Source organism: Streptacidiphilus fuscans, assembly GCF_015690355.1.
Classification (GTDB): domain Bacteria; phylum Actinomycetota; class Actinomycetes; order Streptomycetales; family Streptomycetaceae; genus Streptacidiphilus; species Streptacidiphilus fuscans.
Map to the genome: position 1 here is coordinate 291,544 of NZ_JADPRT010000005.1, position 15,139 is coordinate 306,682.

Annotated in this window: 13 protein-coding genes; 3 read left to right on the plus strand and 10 right to left on the minus strand. The window is 72.7% G+C overall.

The annotated features are described in order from the left end of the window. Nucleotides 1-20: 20 nt before the first annotated feature. The gene (locus I2501_RS14565; RefSeq protein WP_196194403.1) at nt 21-716 is read right to left on the minus strand and encodes a DUF6882 domain-containing protein; all 696 of its coding nucleotides are present in this window, start codon (nt 714-716) and stop codon (nt 21-23) included. Nucleotides 717-885: 169 nt separating this feature from the next. On the opposite strand from I2501_RS14565, the gene I2501_RS14570 reads away from it, so the two are divergent. Continuing rightward, nucleotides 886-1,374, plus strand: coding sequence for a GNAT family N-acetyltransferase (locus I2501_RS14570; protein ID WP_196194404.1), 489 nt, complete (start codon nt 886-888; stop codon nt 1,372-1,374). A gap of 68 nt (nt 1,375-1,442) precedes the next feature. Here the strand turns inward: I2501_RS14570 and I2501_RS14575 are convergent, their stop codons facing one another. From I2501_RS14575 to I2501_RS14610, 8 genes are all read right to left on the minus strand, one after another. Next, nucleotides 1,443-1,775, minus strand: coding sequence for a hypothetical protein (locus tag I2501_RS14575; RefSeq protein WP_196194405.1), 333 nt, complete (start codon nt 1,773-1,775; stop codon nt 1,443-1,445). A 38-nt stretch (nt 1,776-1,813) separates the two neighbouring features. Beyond that, the gene (locus I2501_RS14580; protein WP_196194406.1) at nt 1,814-3,199 is read right to left on the minus strand and encodes a protoporphyrinogen/coproporphyrinogen oxidase; all 1,386 of its coding nucleotides are present in this window, start codon (nt 3,197-3,199) and stop codon (nt 1,814-1,816) included. Then, nucleotides 3,196-4,806, minus strand: coding sequence for a class I adenylate-forming enzyme family protein (locus tag I2501_RS14585; protein WP_196194407.1), 1,611 nt, complete (start codon nt 4,804-4,806; stop codon nt 3,196-3,198). The genes I2501_RS14580 and I2501_RS14585 overlap by 4 nt, the downstream gene beginning before the upstream one ends. Next, nucleotides 4,803-5,897: a UbiA family prenyltransferase gene (locus I2501_RS14590; RefSeq protein WP_196194408.1), complete on the minus strand. Its 1,095-nt coding sequence runs from the start codon at nt 5,895-5,897 to the stop codon at nt 4,803-4,805. The genes I2501_RS14585 and I2501_RS14590 overlap by 4 nt, the downstream gene beginning before the upstream one ends. A 97-nt stretch (nt 5,898-5,994) precedes the next feature. Continuing rightward, nucleotides 5,995-7,659 carry a class I adenylate-forming enzyme family protein gene (locus I2501_RS14595; RefSeq protein ID WP_196194409.1) on the minus strand — a complete coding sequence of 555 codons (1,665 nt, stop codon included), beginning with the start codon at nt 7,657-7,659 and terminating at the stop codon, nt 5,995-5,997. Further along, nucleotides 7,656-9,299 carry a CoA transferase gene (locus I2501_RS14600; RefSeq protein ID WP_196194410.1) on the minus strand — a complete coding sequence of 548 codons (1,644 nt, stop codon included), beginning with the start codon at nt 9,297-9,299 and terminating at the stop codon, nt 7,656-7,658. Before I2501_RS14600 ends, I2501_RS14595 begins: the two co-directional genes overlap by 4 nt. Beyond that, on the minus strand, nt 9,296-10,117 hold the full coding sequence (locus I2501_RS14605; RefSeq protein WP_196194411.1) for a class I SAM-dependent methyltransferase: 822 nt from the start codon (nt 10,115-10,117) through the stop codon (nt 9,296-9,298). Before I2501_RS14605 ends, I2501_RS14600 begins: the two co-directional genes overlap by 4 nt. Before the next feature lie 87 nt (nt 10,118-10,204). Then, nucleotides 10,205-10,711: a hypothetical protein gene (locus I2501_RS14610; protein ID WP_196194412.1), complete on the minus strand. Its 507-nt coding sequence runs from the start codon at nt 10,709-10,711 to the stop codon at nt 10,205-10,207. A gap of 370 nt (nt 10,712-11,081) precedes the next feature. Between I2501_RS14610 and I2501_RS14615 the strand changes: the two genes are divergently transcribed. Beyond that, nucleotides 11,082-12,332, plus strand: a complete 1,251-nt coding sequence (locus tag I2501_RS14615) for a nucleotide sugar dehydrogenase (protein WP_196194413.1) — start codon at nt 11,082-11,084, stop codon at nt 12,330-12,332. Nucleotides 12,333-12,353: 21 nt separating this feature from the next. Here the strand turns inward: I2501_RS14615 and I2501_RS14620 are convergent, their stop codons facing one another. After that, nucleotides 12,354-13,142 carry an SDR family oxidoreductase gene (locus tag I2501_RS14620; RefSeq protein ID WP_196194414.1) on the minus strand — a complete coding sequence of 263 codons (789 nt, stop codon included), beginning with the start codon at nt 13,140-13,142 and terminating at the stop codon, nt 12,354-12,356. 193 nt (nt 13,143-13,335) lie between these two features. On the opposite strand from I2501_RS14620, the gene ctaD reads away from it, so the two are divergent. After that, a complete protein-coding gene (gene ctaD, locus I2501_RS14625; RefSeq protein WP_196194415.1) occupies nt 13,336-15,111 on the plus strand; it encodes an aa3-type cytochrome oxidase subunit I in 1,776 nt (591 codons plus the stop codon). Nucleotides 15,112-15,139: the final 28 nt, after the last annotated feature.

Consider the following 15,139-nt stretch of genomic DNA (forward strand, 5'->3'; position numbering starts at 1 on the left):
CGTCGCACGGGGACGCCGTGTCAGCTCGCCCGCACCTCCGCGTTGACGCCCGCGATCCGGCCGAGGGCGTCGAAGGTCACCAGGACCGTGCTGCCGTCCGGCAGGCGGGCGCGGGTGCCGTCGGTGGCGGTCTCGGCGCGGACGCCGTGGTGGGCGAAGTAGCCGCGGACGACCTGGCGGGCGGAGCGGCTGAAGAGGCTCTGGCCGGTCATCAGGAAGCCCGGCATGGCGATCGGGTCCAGCGGGGCGAGCGTGATCTGCGGGTCGTCGGGGGCGAAGTAGACCCGGGTGTCCGAGCCGGCGGACTGGCCGATGTAGCCGGGGGCGCTGAGCACGCCCATCGCGACGAAGGCCAACGCCTCCGCGGCCCAGCGGGGATCGTCGAAGCCGGACAGGTCCACGGCCGCGTCCCGCAGTTCGGGGACGCTGTTGCGCTTCCCGAACGCGGCGACCCGTTCGCTCGCCGCCACCACCGGCGTGCCGCGCAGGCCGGGGTTGGCCCAGGCCCACAGCCACGAGCGACCGGTGACGTCGAAGGTGCCGAGCAGTCCGACGCGGACGGTGCGGCCCGCCGCCCGGTACACCTGTTGATCCAGGTCCGCCGTCCACTCGCCACCGGCGGGCAACGCCCGCCCGAGCGCCTCCAGTTGCTCGGTCCCCCAGGCGGCGTGGTACTCCGCGTGACGGAGGAAGGCCTCGGAGAATATCGACTTCACGCAGCAGTCCCCAACAACTCAACGTCAGCAATGTGCAACCGTTGGTAGGGATATCAGACTGCGGCGGTCATCCCCGGCTTGACCTGCAGGTTTTCACTGTGACTTCACAAAAACCCCGGAACGGACAGCTCCGCACACGTATCGGTGGACTGGCATACGATCGGGCGTCATGGAGAAGCCCGTGCGAAATGTGCGTCTGGAGCCGTTCACCGAGGCCGAGTTCGGCCCCTGGGAGGAGGTGCAGGTCGAGCGGTACGCGCGGTCGAACGTCACCGCGGGCATCTGGGCCGCGGAGGAGGGTCCGGAGAAGGCCCGGGAGGCGTACGACCAGTTGCTGCCGAAGGGCCTGGCCACGCCCGAGAACCACCTGTGGGTGGCCCGTGACGAGGAGACCGGCGAGCGGGTCGGCACGCTGTGGATCGGGATGCGTCCGCTCGGGGCCGACTCCCAGGCGTACGTCTACTTCGTCGGGGTGGACGAGGCGCACCAAGGCAAAGGTTATGGCCGGGCGCTGATGAACGCGGCCACCGAGGCCGGGCGGCGGCTCGGCGCGACGTCGATGGGGTTGAACGTCTTCGGGGACAACACCCGGGCGCAGAACCTCTACCGCAGCCTCGGGTACCAGGTCCAGGCGCAGTCCATGCGGCTGGACCTCTGACCGCTCGCGCCACGGAGTGAGCGGGTCGGCGCGAGCGGTCAGAGCGGTCAGAGCGGTCAGCGTGGGCCTCAGGCGGAGAAGCTGCCGACGCCCGAGACGTGGGTGCCGTAGCCCGCAGCCAGCGTGCCGACGCCGCCCCCGGAACCGGGGAGGCTGGCCGGGATCGTGCAGAACGGGTCGGCGTACACGCGGATGGTGCTGTCGGTGAGGTTGTCCACCACATGCGAGAGCGGCGGCAGCTTCTGGCAGCCGGTCGGGTTCTGGTAGATGTCCAGCGGCTGGAGCTCGGTCGAGAAGACGACCACCTGACCGGTCGCCGCCTGGGCGGGTCCGGCGGCGAGGCCGACGAGGGCCGTGAAGGCGGCCAGGGCCCCGGCAATGACGGTTGCGCTGCGACGCATGGAAGTTCCTCCGATGAGGGGTGAGGTGGGTCCGGCGGTTACCCGCGGGTGCGGGCGAAGGAGGGGGTCGCGGCGAGCGACCCGGTGAGGCGACGGGCGGCCTGTTCGCCGGAGCGGACCGCGCCCTCGCTGTTGGGGCGCAGCAGCGTCCAGTCGCCGGCGTACTCGACCGGCCCGGCGGGACGCGCGGCGAACGCGCCGCGGAGGCGGAGCGCCGCGGGCGTGGCCTCCGGGAGGCCGTGGCGGAAGCGGTGCACCACCGTGCGGGTGGTGGCCGCGCCGAGGCCGGGCAGGAACCGTTCGGCCTCGGCGGCGAGCACCCGGGCGACCTCCTCGTCGGCCGCGTCCAGCAGGTCCGGGGAGGACCTGGGCGAGGCGAAGAGGGTGACCATCCCGCGCCCCGCCGGGACGCGGCCTTCGGCCTTGAGGTGGTCGAGCAGCAGCCCGGCGCAGATGCGGCTCTCCCGCTCCGGTACGGAGAGGGCGTAGCTGGGGGTGCGCGTCGGGCTGGGTAGTGAGCGGTCCAGGAGGCAGACGACCTTCAGCATCGGCGCGAAGGTGCAGGCCTCCAGGAAGGGACGCTCCTGCGACGTCGCGTCCACATCCAGGGCCAAGGCGACCGGCGCGGGGACGGCGAGTACGAGTTGACGCACCGTCAGCACCCGTCCGTCGACCAGGTGCAGGCGGGCCCGGTCCGCTCCCGTCCGCTCGACGACCAGCGCGGGAGTGCCGAGTTGTACGGGCACCTGCCGGGCCAGAGCGCGCGCGAGGGTGTCCATGCCGCCTCGGTAGGTGGACCACCGCGCCCCCGCGCCGCCGACCGCCAGCAGCAACGCCAGCATCGGTGCGACCGTGGAGCGTTCGGGCCGCCAGCCGAAGCAGTGGCTGGAGAACGGCTGGAGCAGGCAGTCGAGCAGCTCGGGGTGGTAACTCCTCGCGTACTCGGCGACGGTGGCCGCGCCGACGGGCGAGACCTCGGGCCGGTCGGCGTCGAACTCCGCGCGGTCGCGCAGCGTCCGGGTGGTGGAGCGGAGCCAGGCGAGCCGACCGCGCCAGGACATGCCCGCGCCGGTGAGCAGGCCGAGGGAATGGCCCATGCGCGCGTGGGCGCGCCCGTCGCGCCACAGCGCGAATCCCGCCCGGATCGGCGCCAGGTCCTCACGGGGGACGGCGAGTTCGCGGATCAGCCGCCAGGTGGCCGCGTAGCCGCGGTCGGCGATGGTCTCGGCGCCCTCGTCGATGAGGTAGCCGTCGACGCGGGAACTGGCCATCCTCCCTCCCACGCGTGGCGCGGCCTCGAAGACCTGGACGGAGCGTCCCGCCTGTTGCAGCCGGTAGGCGGCGGTCAGGCCGCCGACACCCGCGCCCACAACCGCGACGTCGAGGTCGAAGCCGGACGTGGAGGCCGAGTTGGGCCCGGTCATGTCCACCGTCCCGTGCCGTGGCCGATGGCTCCGGCCAGGTAGCGTTCCCGCAGTTCGTGGCGGCGGACCTTGCCCGTCGCGGTGCGCGGGACAGCGTCCCGCTCGAGCACGAGCGGCTCGGCCAGGGCGGGCAGGTCCCGCACGGCCTCCTTCCACCGCGCGGGCTCGACCGGCCCGTCGGCGATGAGGACCGGCTGCGCGGTGCGGTCCACGCCGCCGAGGACGACGGCCTCCTCGACCTCGGGCAGGCGGTCCTGGATCACGTCCTCCAGCTCGACGCAGCTGATACCGGGGATCATGTCGACCTCCCGGTCCAGCAGCCGCACCGCGCCGGAGCGGGAGCGGACGGCCAGGTCGCCGGTGTTGAACCAGGGCCCGCGCACCTTCTCCCGCCAGCGGTCCTGCTCGCCGAGATAGCCCAGGCAGCGCGCCTTGGTCCGGCTGAGGACCAGACCCACCTCGCCGCGCGGCACCGGACGGAAGGTGTGCCGGTCGACCACCTGGAGGCCCACCCAACCCGGCAGCGCCCAGCCGAGGTTGCGGGTGGTCGGGTGCCGTTGCGCGCGCTTGGCCAGGGCACGCCTGGTGAAGAACCGGAAGGTCAGCGGCCCGGTCTCGGTCTGCCCCCAGCCCTGCATCCACAGCGGGAAGCGGCGGCGGCTGGCTTGGAGGAACGCGCGGACGGTCGGCGGATGGACCGCGTCGAAGGTGGAGATGTAGAGCCGCACGTCGCGGAAGGGGTTGCGCTCCTGCGCGGCCAGTCGGTGCCAGCGCACGTAGGTGGACGGCAGCGCCTCCACGATGGTGGGCGGGTGCTCCGCCAGCAGCCGGCCGGCGACCTCGGGATCGGGGTCGGCGACGATCACGACCTCGCGCGGCTGGTGCCAGAACGTGCTCACCGTCCAGGACAGCGCGCGGCCGTGGGCGAACGAGGTGGCGCTGGCGAAGACGTCCTCGCGGCCCGCGGTGAGGACGGGCCAGGGCAGCGCCTCGAAGCCGGTCAGCCGACGGATCAGGGTCGTGGTGGAGTGGACGACCAGCTTGGGCGCGCCGGTGGTGCCGGAGGTCTGCAGCACGACCAGCGGCAGTCCGTCCGCACGACGGCGGATCGGAGCCGACCGCACGTCGGGCAGGTCCTGCAGCGCGGTGACGTTGGCCCGGCGGCCGTCACCGGGCGCGCCGCGGTCCAGCGTCACGGTCAGCCCGGCGTGCCGGGTCAGCTCCACTCCGGCGGCGCTGCCGGCGCGCAGCAGACGCGTCTCGGTGACCAGGACGGCGGGCTGCAACCGGTCGAGCAGGGTGTCCAGCACGTGCGGGTCGAGGTGGTCGGAGAGCAGCGCCGGTACCGCGCCGATCCGGGCGGCGGCGCAGGCGATCAGCGCGTAGTCCCAGTGGTTGCGCTTGACGACGGCGACATGGTCGCCGGGACGGGCACCCGCGGCGGCCAGCCGCGCGGCGGTGACCCGGACCAGGGCGGCCACCTGCGGCACCGTCAACCGGGTGCCCGCGTCGGGCGCGAGGTCGAGCGGACGGCTGAGATGGACGACGGTCGGCGAGCGCCGGCGGGCGAGGGCGTCGAAGACGATGCCGGGGTGGAGGGGCTTCACCGCTGCGTCACCGCCAGCAGCAGATCGGCGGCGACCATCAGCGCGGTGGCGATCCGGTGCAACCGGATGCCCAGCGTGCGCGCGCCGAACACGTCGCCCCGCACGTTGCCCCTGACCCACTGCACGGCGCGCAGCGCGACGACCGGCGACATCAGCAGCGGGAACCACCAGGGGCCGATCCCGGCGGCCGAGGGGGCGACGATCAGCAGGGCCTCGCACGCGGAGACCGCGCCGATGAACGCGGCGTTCCCGCGCACGGACGTGACGCAGGCGACCGTGAGCCGGCCGACGGCGCGGTCCCCGTCGCGGTCGTTGATGTTGGAGTAGACGCCGAACAGCGCGGGGCCGAGGCCGAAGACCAGCGCCTGGACGACTACGAACCCGGGCGCCTGCCCGGTCAACAGGCCGAAGAGCGGCAGCACGTAGCCCCAGCCGAGAGCGGCGAGGAAGAGCTCCTGGAAGCCGCGGTAGCTGAACTTGAGCCACCACGAGTACTGGAACCCGAAGACCAGGCACGCCCCGGTCCCGAGCACCGCCCACAGCGGCCGGGCGGGCGCGATCGCCACCGTCGCTCCCCAGAACCCGGCGCAGAGCGCGATCGCGGCGGAGCCGAAGCGCAGCGCCTGATGCTCCGTCAGTGTCCCGGCGACCAGCGGCTTGCGGGCAAGACGCCGGGCGGCGGCGTCCGGGCCGTAGTTGGCGGCGTCGCTGCCGTCGCGGTAGCCGGTGACGTCGTCGAAGGCCACCATCGCGGCGACCATGGTGAGTTCGCCGAGGAAGAAGAGCAGCAGCACCAGCGCGGACCGGCCGACGTACGGCAGATCGGCGGCCGCGCCGAACGGGACCAGCATCGCCGCGACCAGCGGGATGCTCAGGTAGTAGTCGAGGATGTCGAGCTTGGCCAGCTTGGCGTAGGCGCGCCAGCTGCCCGGCGCGATCACCGGGCCGTCGGCGACCGCTGCGGGCTCAGCAGTTCGTGCGGCCTCTGCGGCCGACGAACGGGCCGGAAGGGTCAGAACCCGTGCCTGAGCCGGTGGCTCAGGATGGGGCTGGGGCTGGGCCGCGGTGTCGAGTGCGGACGCGGGTTCCATCGGGCGGGTGTTCCTCCTGCGTTGCGGTGCTGCTGACCTGCGGTGGTGCGGTCCTGCGGTGCTGGCCGTCCTGCGTCGGGCGGCGGAATCGCTGCGCTCAGGCGCCTCCCGGATCCGGCAGGTGGCGGGCCGTCGCCGCGGCGGTGAGCGTGCGGCGGCAGACCTTGCCGGTGGCCCCGAGCGGCAACCGCTCCAGATGCAGCACGAGTTCGGGCAGCTTGCGGCGGGCCAGGCCGCGCTCGCCGCCCAGGTACGCGCCGAGGCTCGCGACGTCCAGCGGGGGCGTGCCGGGGCGCTGGACCAGGCAGGCGCAGAGCCGCTCGCCGAGGTCCGGGTCCGGGACGGCCACGCAGGCCGCCTCGGCCACGTCCGGGTGGGCGTGCACCTGTTCCTCGACCTCGGCCGGGCTGATCGTCCAACCGCCGCGGATGACCACCTGCTTGAGCCGGTCCAGCACGCGCAGCGAGCCGTCCGCCTCGATCACGCCCAGGTCGCCGGTGCGGACCCAGCCGTCGGCGGTGCGGTAGCGGCGGTCGAGCTCGGGCGCACCGACGTAGCAGAGCGGGCTCATCGGTCCGCGCGCCTGGATCTCGCCGCTGGTCCCCGGCGGCAACGGCCGGTCGTCCGGGCCGCAGACGCGCAGCTCGGTGACGCGCGGGTCGGGCGTCCCGACGCGGCTCACGTCCTGCTGCGGATCGGTCCACGTCGTACGGCAGTTGACGCCGTCGCTGGATCCGTAGACGTTGGTGACCGGGCAGCGGAACCGCTTCAGCGCGGCGGCCAGCACGGCGGAGGTCAGCTGCGCGCCGCTGGAGACGACCTTCCGCAGGGAACCGAGCTCCTCGCCGGGCACGGGCGGATGGTCGGCGATCCGGCGCAGCATGGTCGGCACGCCGACGAGGTGCGTCGGCCGCCAGGCGGTGACGGCGCGCAGGACACCCTCGGGGTCGAACCTGTCCAGCAGGTGCAGCGTCGCTCCGCAGCCGGCCAGTGCGACGAGCCCGAGCGAGCCGTAGGAGGACGCGAGCGGGGCGAGCACGAGGGCGCTGGGAGCGTCGGTCTCCCCATAGGGATCGTCGGGATCGAGGCCCAGCACGGCGGCGACGTAGGTGCCGCGTCCGCCCAGCAGCGCATTGTGACTGTAGGCGGTCATCTTCGGCGCGGTCTCCGAGCCGGAGGAGACCAGGATCCGGGCCGGAGCCTCGGGTTCGACGTCGGCGGGGCGGAACGCCTCGGGGTCGCCGCGCAGCAGGTCGTCGACCGTGACGACGTGCTCCAGGTGGTCGAGGGGTCCGTGTCGGCGGTCGATGGCTGACGCTGAGTCAGTTTCGGCTTCGGTGACCAGGAACCGGGCCCTGGAGAGCTCCAGCAGCGCGTGACTCTCGCGGCTGCCCTGACCGGCCGGCCACGGCAGGGCGACCGCGCCGACGGCCGCGACGGCGAGATCCACCGCCAGAGCGCGCCAGCCGCTCGGCAGCCGGACGCCGACGATGTCGCCGGGACCCGCCCCGGAGGCGGCAAGAGCTGCGGCCATCTGCAGGACGTGCAGGTCAAACTGACGATACGTCAGCTGAACGTCGGACGTGCGGACGGCAAGGCGGTCCGCGTGGACGCGCACGCGCTCGGCGAAGGCCTGGTACAGGCCGACGTCCGGGCAGTCGCCGCGCTGGACCCACTGCAGGCGCAGCCGCGCGGGGACGGTGTCGCGCAGGACCAGGCCGTTGTCGGAGCGCCAGGTCCGCACGGGTGCGGCGGTGGTCATCGGTGGAACTCCCAGGGGCTGCGGACCACGGTGCAGTCGCCGTCACGGTCGAGGGCGGCGGCGAAGCGCGGGTCCGCCGCAAGGTCCGCCAGATCGGTGCACGGCACGATCGACGGCTCCAACTCCGGCCCCGCATCCGGGGAGCGCAGCTCGGGCAGACACAGCATCCGAGCGGCGGAGAGCAGCGAGGAGGTCAGGGCCTGCCCGCGCCCGGTCAGCCGGGCGGCGAGCAGCCCCGCGACGGCGCCCTCCGCGCAGACGGCGCCGCCGAGCACGTCGGTGAGGGTGAACAGGGACGGCGTCGGCGGAAGGCCGGGCGGCGTGACCAGCGCCGCCAGCCCGGACCAGGCCTGGACCGGGAAGTCCGTTCCCACGGGCGGTCGTTCGCCCCGCTCCTCGCCCCAGCCGGAGGCGGCGACGTGGACCAGTCCCGGGTTGACCTCCGCCAGCGCCTCCGCGTCGAGGCCGAGCGCCCGGTCCTTGCCGGGCGCGAGGCTGTGCAGGAACACGTCCGCCCCGGCGGCGAGTTCGCGCACGGTCGCACGGCCGGACGCGGTGGCGAGGTCCGCCTCCTGGGTCTCCTTGCCGTGGTTCAGCGCCACGAAGCGCGCCGAGCAGTCGCCCGCCATCGGCGGCATCCCGCGCATCGGGTCGCCACCGGGCGGCTCGACGCGGACCACCCGGGCGCCGAGCAGCCGCAACAGGTGCCCGGCCAGCGGACCTTGGACGCGGCGGCAGACCTCGACCACGATCACCCCGGCCAGCGGTCCGTCTCCTGCGTGCGGCCCGCCTCCCCTCTCCCGAGCCGTGCCGACAGAACGTCCGGGCACCACACGCCACGGCCAGCCGTCGGGCAGCAGATCCCGGGGTTCGGCGGCGACCGGCGTCAGGTCCACGCCGGTCTCGCGCGCCAGGCGTTCGAGGTCGGCGAACGGCAGCCCTGCCGTCGCCGCGAGCAGACCGACCGGGAGCGGACAGACGGCCGTGCCGTAGCGCTGCTGGAACGGAAGCCAGCCGCGTCCGGCGTCGGCCCGGTCCGCGCCGACCGCGGCCCAGAAGCCGCGCCACGCCTCGGGATCGAGCGTCTCCAGTTCGAACCGGACCCCGTCGGCGGCCGCGAACGGCGGGCCACCCGGAGTGGCGGGCTCGGACCACTCCTCGTCCGCGGCGGTCGCGGCGGCCAGGTACTGGCCGACCGAGAGCAGCGCCGCCTGCGCCACCGACGTGGTGACGGACGGGGTAACGCACCGGTCGTCACCGCCCCGCCCGGCAGCCTGGTCGACCAGCGCCGCCAATGTGCCGGTCGCGGCGAGCGTCCCCGCGAGCGCGCTCGCGTAGGCGATGCCCAGCGCGGTCGGGCCGCCGTAGCGGCGGCCGTGGACGTGCATCAGCCCGCAGGCGGCCTGCACGTCGGCCTCGCCGCCGAGCGCGAGGTCGACCGGCCCGGCGCAGCTCAGGTCGGCGCGCGCCCGGAACGGCCCGGCCTGAGCGGTGAACACCCCACTCCTGCACGGCAGTTCCGGCCTGACCCGCCAACCGAGCGCCCGCAGCTGCGCGACGGCCAGCCGCGCGGCCACGTCCGGAGCGGCACCCGGACCGGAGGCCCGGGTGCGGACGTGGACCGCCGCGGTGGTCGTCATGCCGGACGCCTCGCCTGCACGCAGTACAGGACGGAGGACGCCGCGCGGAAGGCGGGGTGCGTCATCGCCTCGCGCGCCGCCAGCAACTGATCATCCGTCAGACCTTGCTCCAGCAACGCCTCACGCAGGTGGTACGTGTGGTGGAGCTGCAGTTGCAGGCCCGGCGAGTCCGCCGTCCAGGGCATCAGATGCGGCACCGGCTCGACGTCCGTGAAGCCCGCCGCGCGCAGGTCCTCCGCGCTCTTGCGACCCCACGAGGGGTCCGCACCAGCCGCGCGCAGGACACGACCCTTGGCGGCCTGGCACGCCTCGTAGCCCTCGCGGGTGCGCCGGTCGGGAGCGAGCAGCACCGGCGCGTAGTCGATGTCGAACTCCTCCAACTGCAACCATCCGCCGGGCCGCAGGGCACGCAACAGCGTGCCGAGGACAACTCGCCGCTGCGGCAGGTGGGTCAGCACGAGCCGGAAGTGGATCAGGTCGAAACCCGCCTCGGGCAACGGGTCGTGGACGACGTCGTGCCGTCGCACCGTCAGCCCCGCACGCGCGGGGATGTGCTCGGGCTTGAGGTCGGTGGCCAGCACGGTGCCGCCGGGCGCGACGCGTTCGGCCAGCCAGAGCGCGACGCTGCCGCCGCCCGCGCCGACCTCCAGGCAGTCCCAGCCGGGCCCGACCCCGGTCTGCGCCAGGCGGGCCGTGGTGATCCCGTCGTGCGCGGCGCCCAGGCAACGGTGCAGCTCGTTCGCGTGAGGACTGTCGTTGTCGAATACGTAGGCGCCTTCGGGCGGGCTGGTGAGGGTGGCGGATTCGGCGACGGGCATGGATTCTCCGGAAACGAGGGCAGGACGCGGCGGTGGGCCGCCGCCGCGGACAGCGGCCCACCGTGGGTGACTCAGACGCGGGACGCGTCAGGAGGCGTCCCAGGTGATGTCGTAGACCGCGAGGGAGCGGTTGGTGATGTGCGCGGTGCCGGTGACGCCCTTGTACGCGCCGGTGCCGCCCTCGATGACCCCGTCGAAGGACTTCGGGTAGGTGGCGGTGGCCGGGTTCTGGACCGGGAAGACCGCGTCGATCGCGATCTGGTCGCCGTCGGCGAAGACGATGTCCGCGTGGCAGAACGCGGTGACCGAGGTCGGCGTGATGCCGTCCTTGTCGCACATGTCGTAGGCCTTGCCGGCGACGTTCCCGTCGGCGTCCTTGACCACAGCGGTGCCACCGAAGCCGGCGCCGACGGCGCTGGCGGCACCGGCCTCGTCGTTGTTCGCGCTGAAGTCGACAGTCAGCGCGGGCGGCGCGACGGCACGCAGGTGGGCGGCGCTGGCGCTCCCGGTCGAACCGGCGACCAGGGCGACAGCGGCGGCACCGGCCGCGGCGGCGACGAGCGCGGCACGCTTCACCGTGACAAAACGGGACATGAAAACTCCTCGAACGGCCCGGACCGTTTGCCCGGGTTCGCAGCACAGTGCACCACATGCTCCGTGCACGGAGCGACCCTTGGCCGTGTCGTCGTGTCGCCCACGAACCACCCTCAAGTGGGCCTTGCAACCAGGGATTTGGCCGCCCGCACAAAGCCTTGGACACAAAGGGACCAAGGCTTTGGGGCCTCCAAGATCATCATCCGCCAGGGTGAACAATTCACCCGCCTGGTGGCCGCTTGGGCACTGTGCCCTGCATGCCAGGGCTGCGAGTTGGCAGGATCGCTGCGAGCGGACCCAAGTAATTTCCCGGGCCCGCCCTTTCGCTGTGCCCGTTGTTCAGGGGCCGCCGTTCCAGGGGAGTTCGGTCATGTCATTTGATCTGCTGATCGTGGGCCTCGGTTATGTGGGCCTCCCGCTCGCCCGCGCCGCGAGCGACGCGGGACTTTCCGTGGCCGGATACGACATCGCACCGACCACCGTCAGCGCACTGCGCGCGGGCCGCTCCCCGGTCCGTGACGTCGCGGACGCGGACGTGGCCCGGATGCTCGACGCCGGCTTCATTCCCACCGACGACCCGGACCTGCTGACGCAGGCGCAGGCCGTGGCCCTCTGCGTCCCCACCGGCCTCACCCCCGACGGGCAGCCGGACCTCGGCCCGCTCACCGCCGCGTGCCGTACGGTCGCCGAGCGGCTGCGGTCCGGGATGCTCGTCGTGCTGGAGTCGACCTCGTTCCCGGGCACCACCGAGGAGTTGGCGCGCCCGCTGCTTGAGGCCACCGGACTGGTCGCGGGCGTCGACTTCCACCTCGGCTACTCCCCCGAGCGCGTCGACCCGGCCAACCGGGAGTTCGGCATCGGCAACACGCCCAAGGTGGTCTCCGGCGTGACGCCGGTCTGCGCCAAGCAGTGCGCGGCGCTGTACGAACGGTTCGTCGACACCGTGGTCGTCGCGCGCGGCACCCGCGAGGCCGAGCTCGCCAAGCTGCTGGAGAACACCTACCGGAGCGTCAACATCGCGCTCGTCAACGAGTTCGCCCGCTACTGCCACACGGTGGGCGCGGACGTGTGGGACGTGGTGGCCTGCGCGGGGACGAAACCTTTCGGCTTCCAGTCCTTCCGCCCCGGCCCCGGGGTCGGCGGGCACTGCATCCCGGTCGACCCGGTCTACCTGCTGCACGGCGCGCCCGCCGACTCCTTCGCCGTCGTCCGGGCCGCGCTACGGGCCAACCACGTCATGCCCGGCCATGTCGTGGCCCGCGCAGTGGAGTTGCTCGAAGCCCGGGGAGTGCCCGCGGCACGCGCCCGGGTGACGCTGCTGGGCGCGGCCTACAAGCCGGACACCGACGACGTGCGCGAGTCACCCGCCCTGGACGTCGCACGCGGCCTGCTGGACCTGGGCGTCGAGGTCACCTGGCACGACCCGCACGCCGCACGCCTGCCGCTCGACCGTCCCCAGCTGCGCCGCCACACCGACCCGCTGCGGGCCGCGGCGGAGGCCGACCTGGTCGTGCTGCTCCAAGCCCACACCGGCTACGACCTGCCGACGCTGACCAAGGCGTCCCGGCTGCTCTTCGACACGACCGGACGGTTGAGCGGCGACCGCGTCGTGCGGCTGTGAGCCGTGCGTCCCGGGCGCGGCTCAGTTCACGAACCCGCCGTTGCTCGTCAGCAACTGCCCGTTGATCCAGCCGCCCTGCGGCGAGCAGAGGAACTCCACCAGGTGCGCGGTGTCCTGCGGCGTGCCGAGCCGACCGAGCGGGGTCCGGGCCGTCAGCTGCTCCCGCACCTCGTCCGACATCCAACCGGTGTCCACCGGGCCGGGGTTGACCACGTTGGCGGTGATCCCGAGATGTGCGAGCTCATGCGCGGCGGCCAGCGTGATCCGGTCCAGCGCGCCCTTGCTCGCGCCGTAGGGCAGGTTGCCGACGGTGTGGTCACTGGTCAGCGCGATCACGCGGCCGGTGCCGGGCGCGTCCTGGAAACGCCGTCCGTACGCGCGGATCAGCAGCCAGGTGGCCCGCGCGTTCACGGCGAAGTGACGGTCGAAGCTCTCGACGGTCGTGTCGAGCAGTCCGGAGTCGACCGACTCGCAGTGGCACATCACCAGCGCGGTGACGCCGCCGAAGCGCCGCTCGACCGCGTCGAAGATCCGCTCCGGGGTCGCGGGGTCGGCCAGGTCCGCCTCCACCGCCAGCGTGTCGGCGCCGTGCCCGGCCAGCTCCTCGGCGATCTCGTCCGCCGCGCCGCGCTCGACGCCCCAGGGCATCCGGGCGTCGTAGGGCGACCAATGGGTGAACGCGACGTCCCAGCCCGCCGCCGCCAACCGCCGGGCCACGCCGGCCCCGATGCCGACCGTGCGGCCCACCCCGGTCACCAGCGCGACCGGGCGCGAACCGGCGGATGCGGCGTTCCCGTCCTCATTCCTCATGGCGCACCATGCTTCGACCGACTGCGGCGGGCAGCAACCGGTTTTCGGGCCGCCACCCCCGCGCCGGTGCCGAACGGCTCTGCCGTCGTCACCGGTTCGGTCGATCGCCGACGCCGCGCCGGGCGTGTCGGCACCGCGCCGCGCCCGCGCTCACTAGCCTTCCGAGCGCCCGGCAGACCGCGGCCACAGGCGGATGCCCCGACTCCGGCCGGCGGGCCACCCCCAACTGGGCGCGAGGAGACCTGTGTACGCACAACCCACCACCGCTGATGAGGCGCTCGGCGAGACCAAGCCGGTGACGGCCGGTCAGACGATCATCAAGTGGATGACGACGACCGACCACAAGGAAATCGGCACGCTCTACACCCTGACCTCGTTCGCCTTCTTCCTGATCGGCGGCGTCATGGCGCTGCTGATCCGTGGTCAGCTGATCCAGCCGGACAACGACCTGCTCTCCAACGAGCAGTTCAACCAGGCCTTCACGATCCACGGCACGATCATGCTGCTGATGTTCGCCACCCCGCTCTTCGCAGGCTTCGCCAACTGGATCATGCCACTGCAGATCGGCGCTCCCGACGTCGCATTCCCCCGCCTCAACGCCTTCGCCTACTGGCTCTACCTCTTCGGCTCGATCATCGTGGTGGCAGGGTTCCTCACCCCGCAAGGTGCGGCCGACTTCGGCTGGTTCGCCTACGCGCCGCTGAACTCCGCGATCCACAGCCCCGGCGTCGGCAGCGACATGTGGATCATGGGCCTGACCTTCTCCGGCTTCGGCACCATCCTCGGCTCGGTCAACTTCATCACCACCATCCTGTGCATGCGCGCGCCCGGAATGACGATGTTCCGGATGCCGATCTTCGTCTGGAACGTGCTGCTCACCGCCGTGCTGGTGCTGCTCGCCTTCCCGGTGCTGGCGGCCGCGCTGCTGGCGCTGGAGGCGGACCGCAAGTTCGGCGCGCACGTCTACGACCCGGCCAACGGCGGGGCGATCCTGTGGCAGCACCTGTTCTGGTTCTTCGGTCACCCGGAGGTCTACATCATCGCGCTGCCGTTCTTCGGCATCGTCTCCGAGGTGATCCCGGTCTTCTCGCGCAAGCCGATGTTCGGCTACCAGTCGCTGGTCGCGGCCACCATCGCCATCGCGGGACTCTCGGTCACGGTGTGGGCCCACCACATGTACGTCACCGGCGCGGTGCTGCTGCCGTTCTTCTCCTTCATGACGTTCCTGATCGCCGTGCCGACCGGGGTCAAGTTCTTCAACTGGATCGGCACCATGTGGCGCGGGTCGCTCAGCTTCGAGACGCCCATGCTGTGGACCATCGGCTTCCTGGTCACCTTCCTCTTCGGCGGCCTGACCGGCGTCATCCTCGCGTCGCCGCCGCTGGACTTCCACGTCTCGGACTCGTACTTCGTCGTCGCCCACTTCCACTACGTGGTCTTCGGCACCGTCGTCTTCGCCATGTTCGCCGGGTTCTTCTTCTGGTGGCCCAAGTGGACCGGGAAGATGCTCGACGAGCGGCTGGGCAAGCTCCAGTTCTGGATGCTCTTCATCGGCTTCCACACCACGTTCCTGGTCCAGCACTGGCTCGGCGCGGAGGGCATGCCGCGCCGCTACGCCACCTACCTGCCCCAGGACAACTTCACCACGCTGAACGTCATCTCCTCGGCGGGCTCCTTCCTGCTCGGGCTGTCGATCCTGCCGTTCCTCTACAACGTCTGGAAGACCGGCAAGTACGGCGCCGTGGTCACCGAGGACGACCCGTGGGGCTACGGCCGCTCGCTGGAGTGGGCCACCTCCTGCCCGCCGCCGCGCCACAACTTCCTGACCCTGCCCCGCATCCGCTCCGAATCCCCGGCCTTCGAGCTGCACCACCCGGCGATCGCGGCGCAGGACTACCTCGAGAACGCGGGCGAGGTCCCGGCCTACCTGTCGGCCGCGATCGAGCGCCAGCGGACGGACGACGAGTAGGACGTCGGAGGGAACCGGCAGGACCGGG

Excerpts from the sequence above, each read along its gene's own strand:
- ctaD (WP_196194415.1), top strand. The coding sequence starts at position 13,336 with ATGCCCCGACTCCGGCCGGCGGGCCACCCCCAACTGGGCGCGAGGAGA.
- I2501_RS14570 (WP_196194404.1), top strand. The coding sequence starts at position 886 with ATGGAGAAGCCCGTGCGAAATGTGCGTCTGGAGCCGTTCACCGAGGCC.
- I2501_RS14605 (WP_196194411.1), bottom strand. The coding sequence starts at position 10,117 with ATGCCCGTCGCCGAATCCGCCACCCTCACCAGCCCGCCCGAAGGCGCC.
- I2501_RS14590 (WP_196194408.1), bottom strand. The coding sequence starts at position 5,897 with ATGGAACCCGCGTCCGCACTCGACACCGCGGCCCAGCCCCAGCCCCAT.
- I2501_RS14575 (WP_196194405.1), bottom strand. The coding sequence starts at position 1,775 with ATGCGTCGCAGCGCAACCGTCATTGCCGGGGCCCTGGCCGCCTTCACG.
- I2501_RS14600 (WP_196194410.1), bottom strand. The coding sequence starts at position 9,299 with ATGACGACCACCGCGGCGGTCCACGTCCGCACCCGGGCCTCCGGTCCG.
- I2501_RS14580 (WP_196194406.1), bottom strand. The coding sequence starts at position 3,199 with ATGACCGGGCCCAACTCGGCCTCCACGTCCGGCTTCGACCTCGACGTC.
- I2501_RS14620 (WP_196194414.1), bottom strand. The coding sequence starts at position 13,142 with ATGAGGAATGAGGACGGGAACGCCGCATCCGCCGGTTCGCGCCCGGTC.
- I2501_RS14610 (WP_196194412.1), bottom strand. The coding sequence starts at position 10,711 with ATGTCCCGTTTTGTCACGGTGAAGCGTGCCGCGCTCGTCGCCGCCGCG.
- I2501_RS14595 (WP_196194409.1), bottom strand. The coding sequence starts at position 7,659 with ATGACCACCGCCGCACCCGTGCGGACCTGGCGCTCCGACAACGGCCTG.
- I2501_RS14615 (WP_196194413.1), top strand. The coding sequence starts at position 11,082 with ATGTCATTTGATCTGCTGATCGTGGGCCTCGGTTATGTGGGCCTCCCG.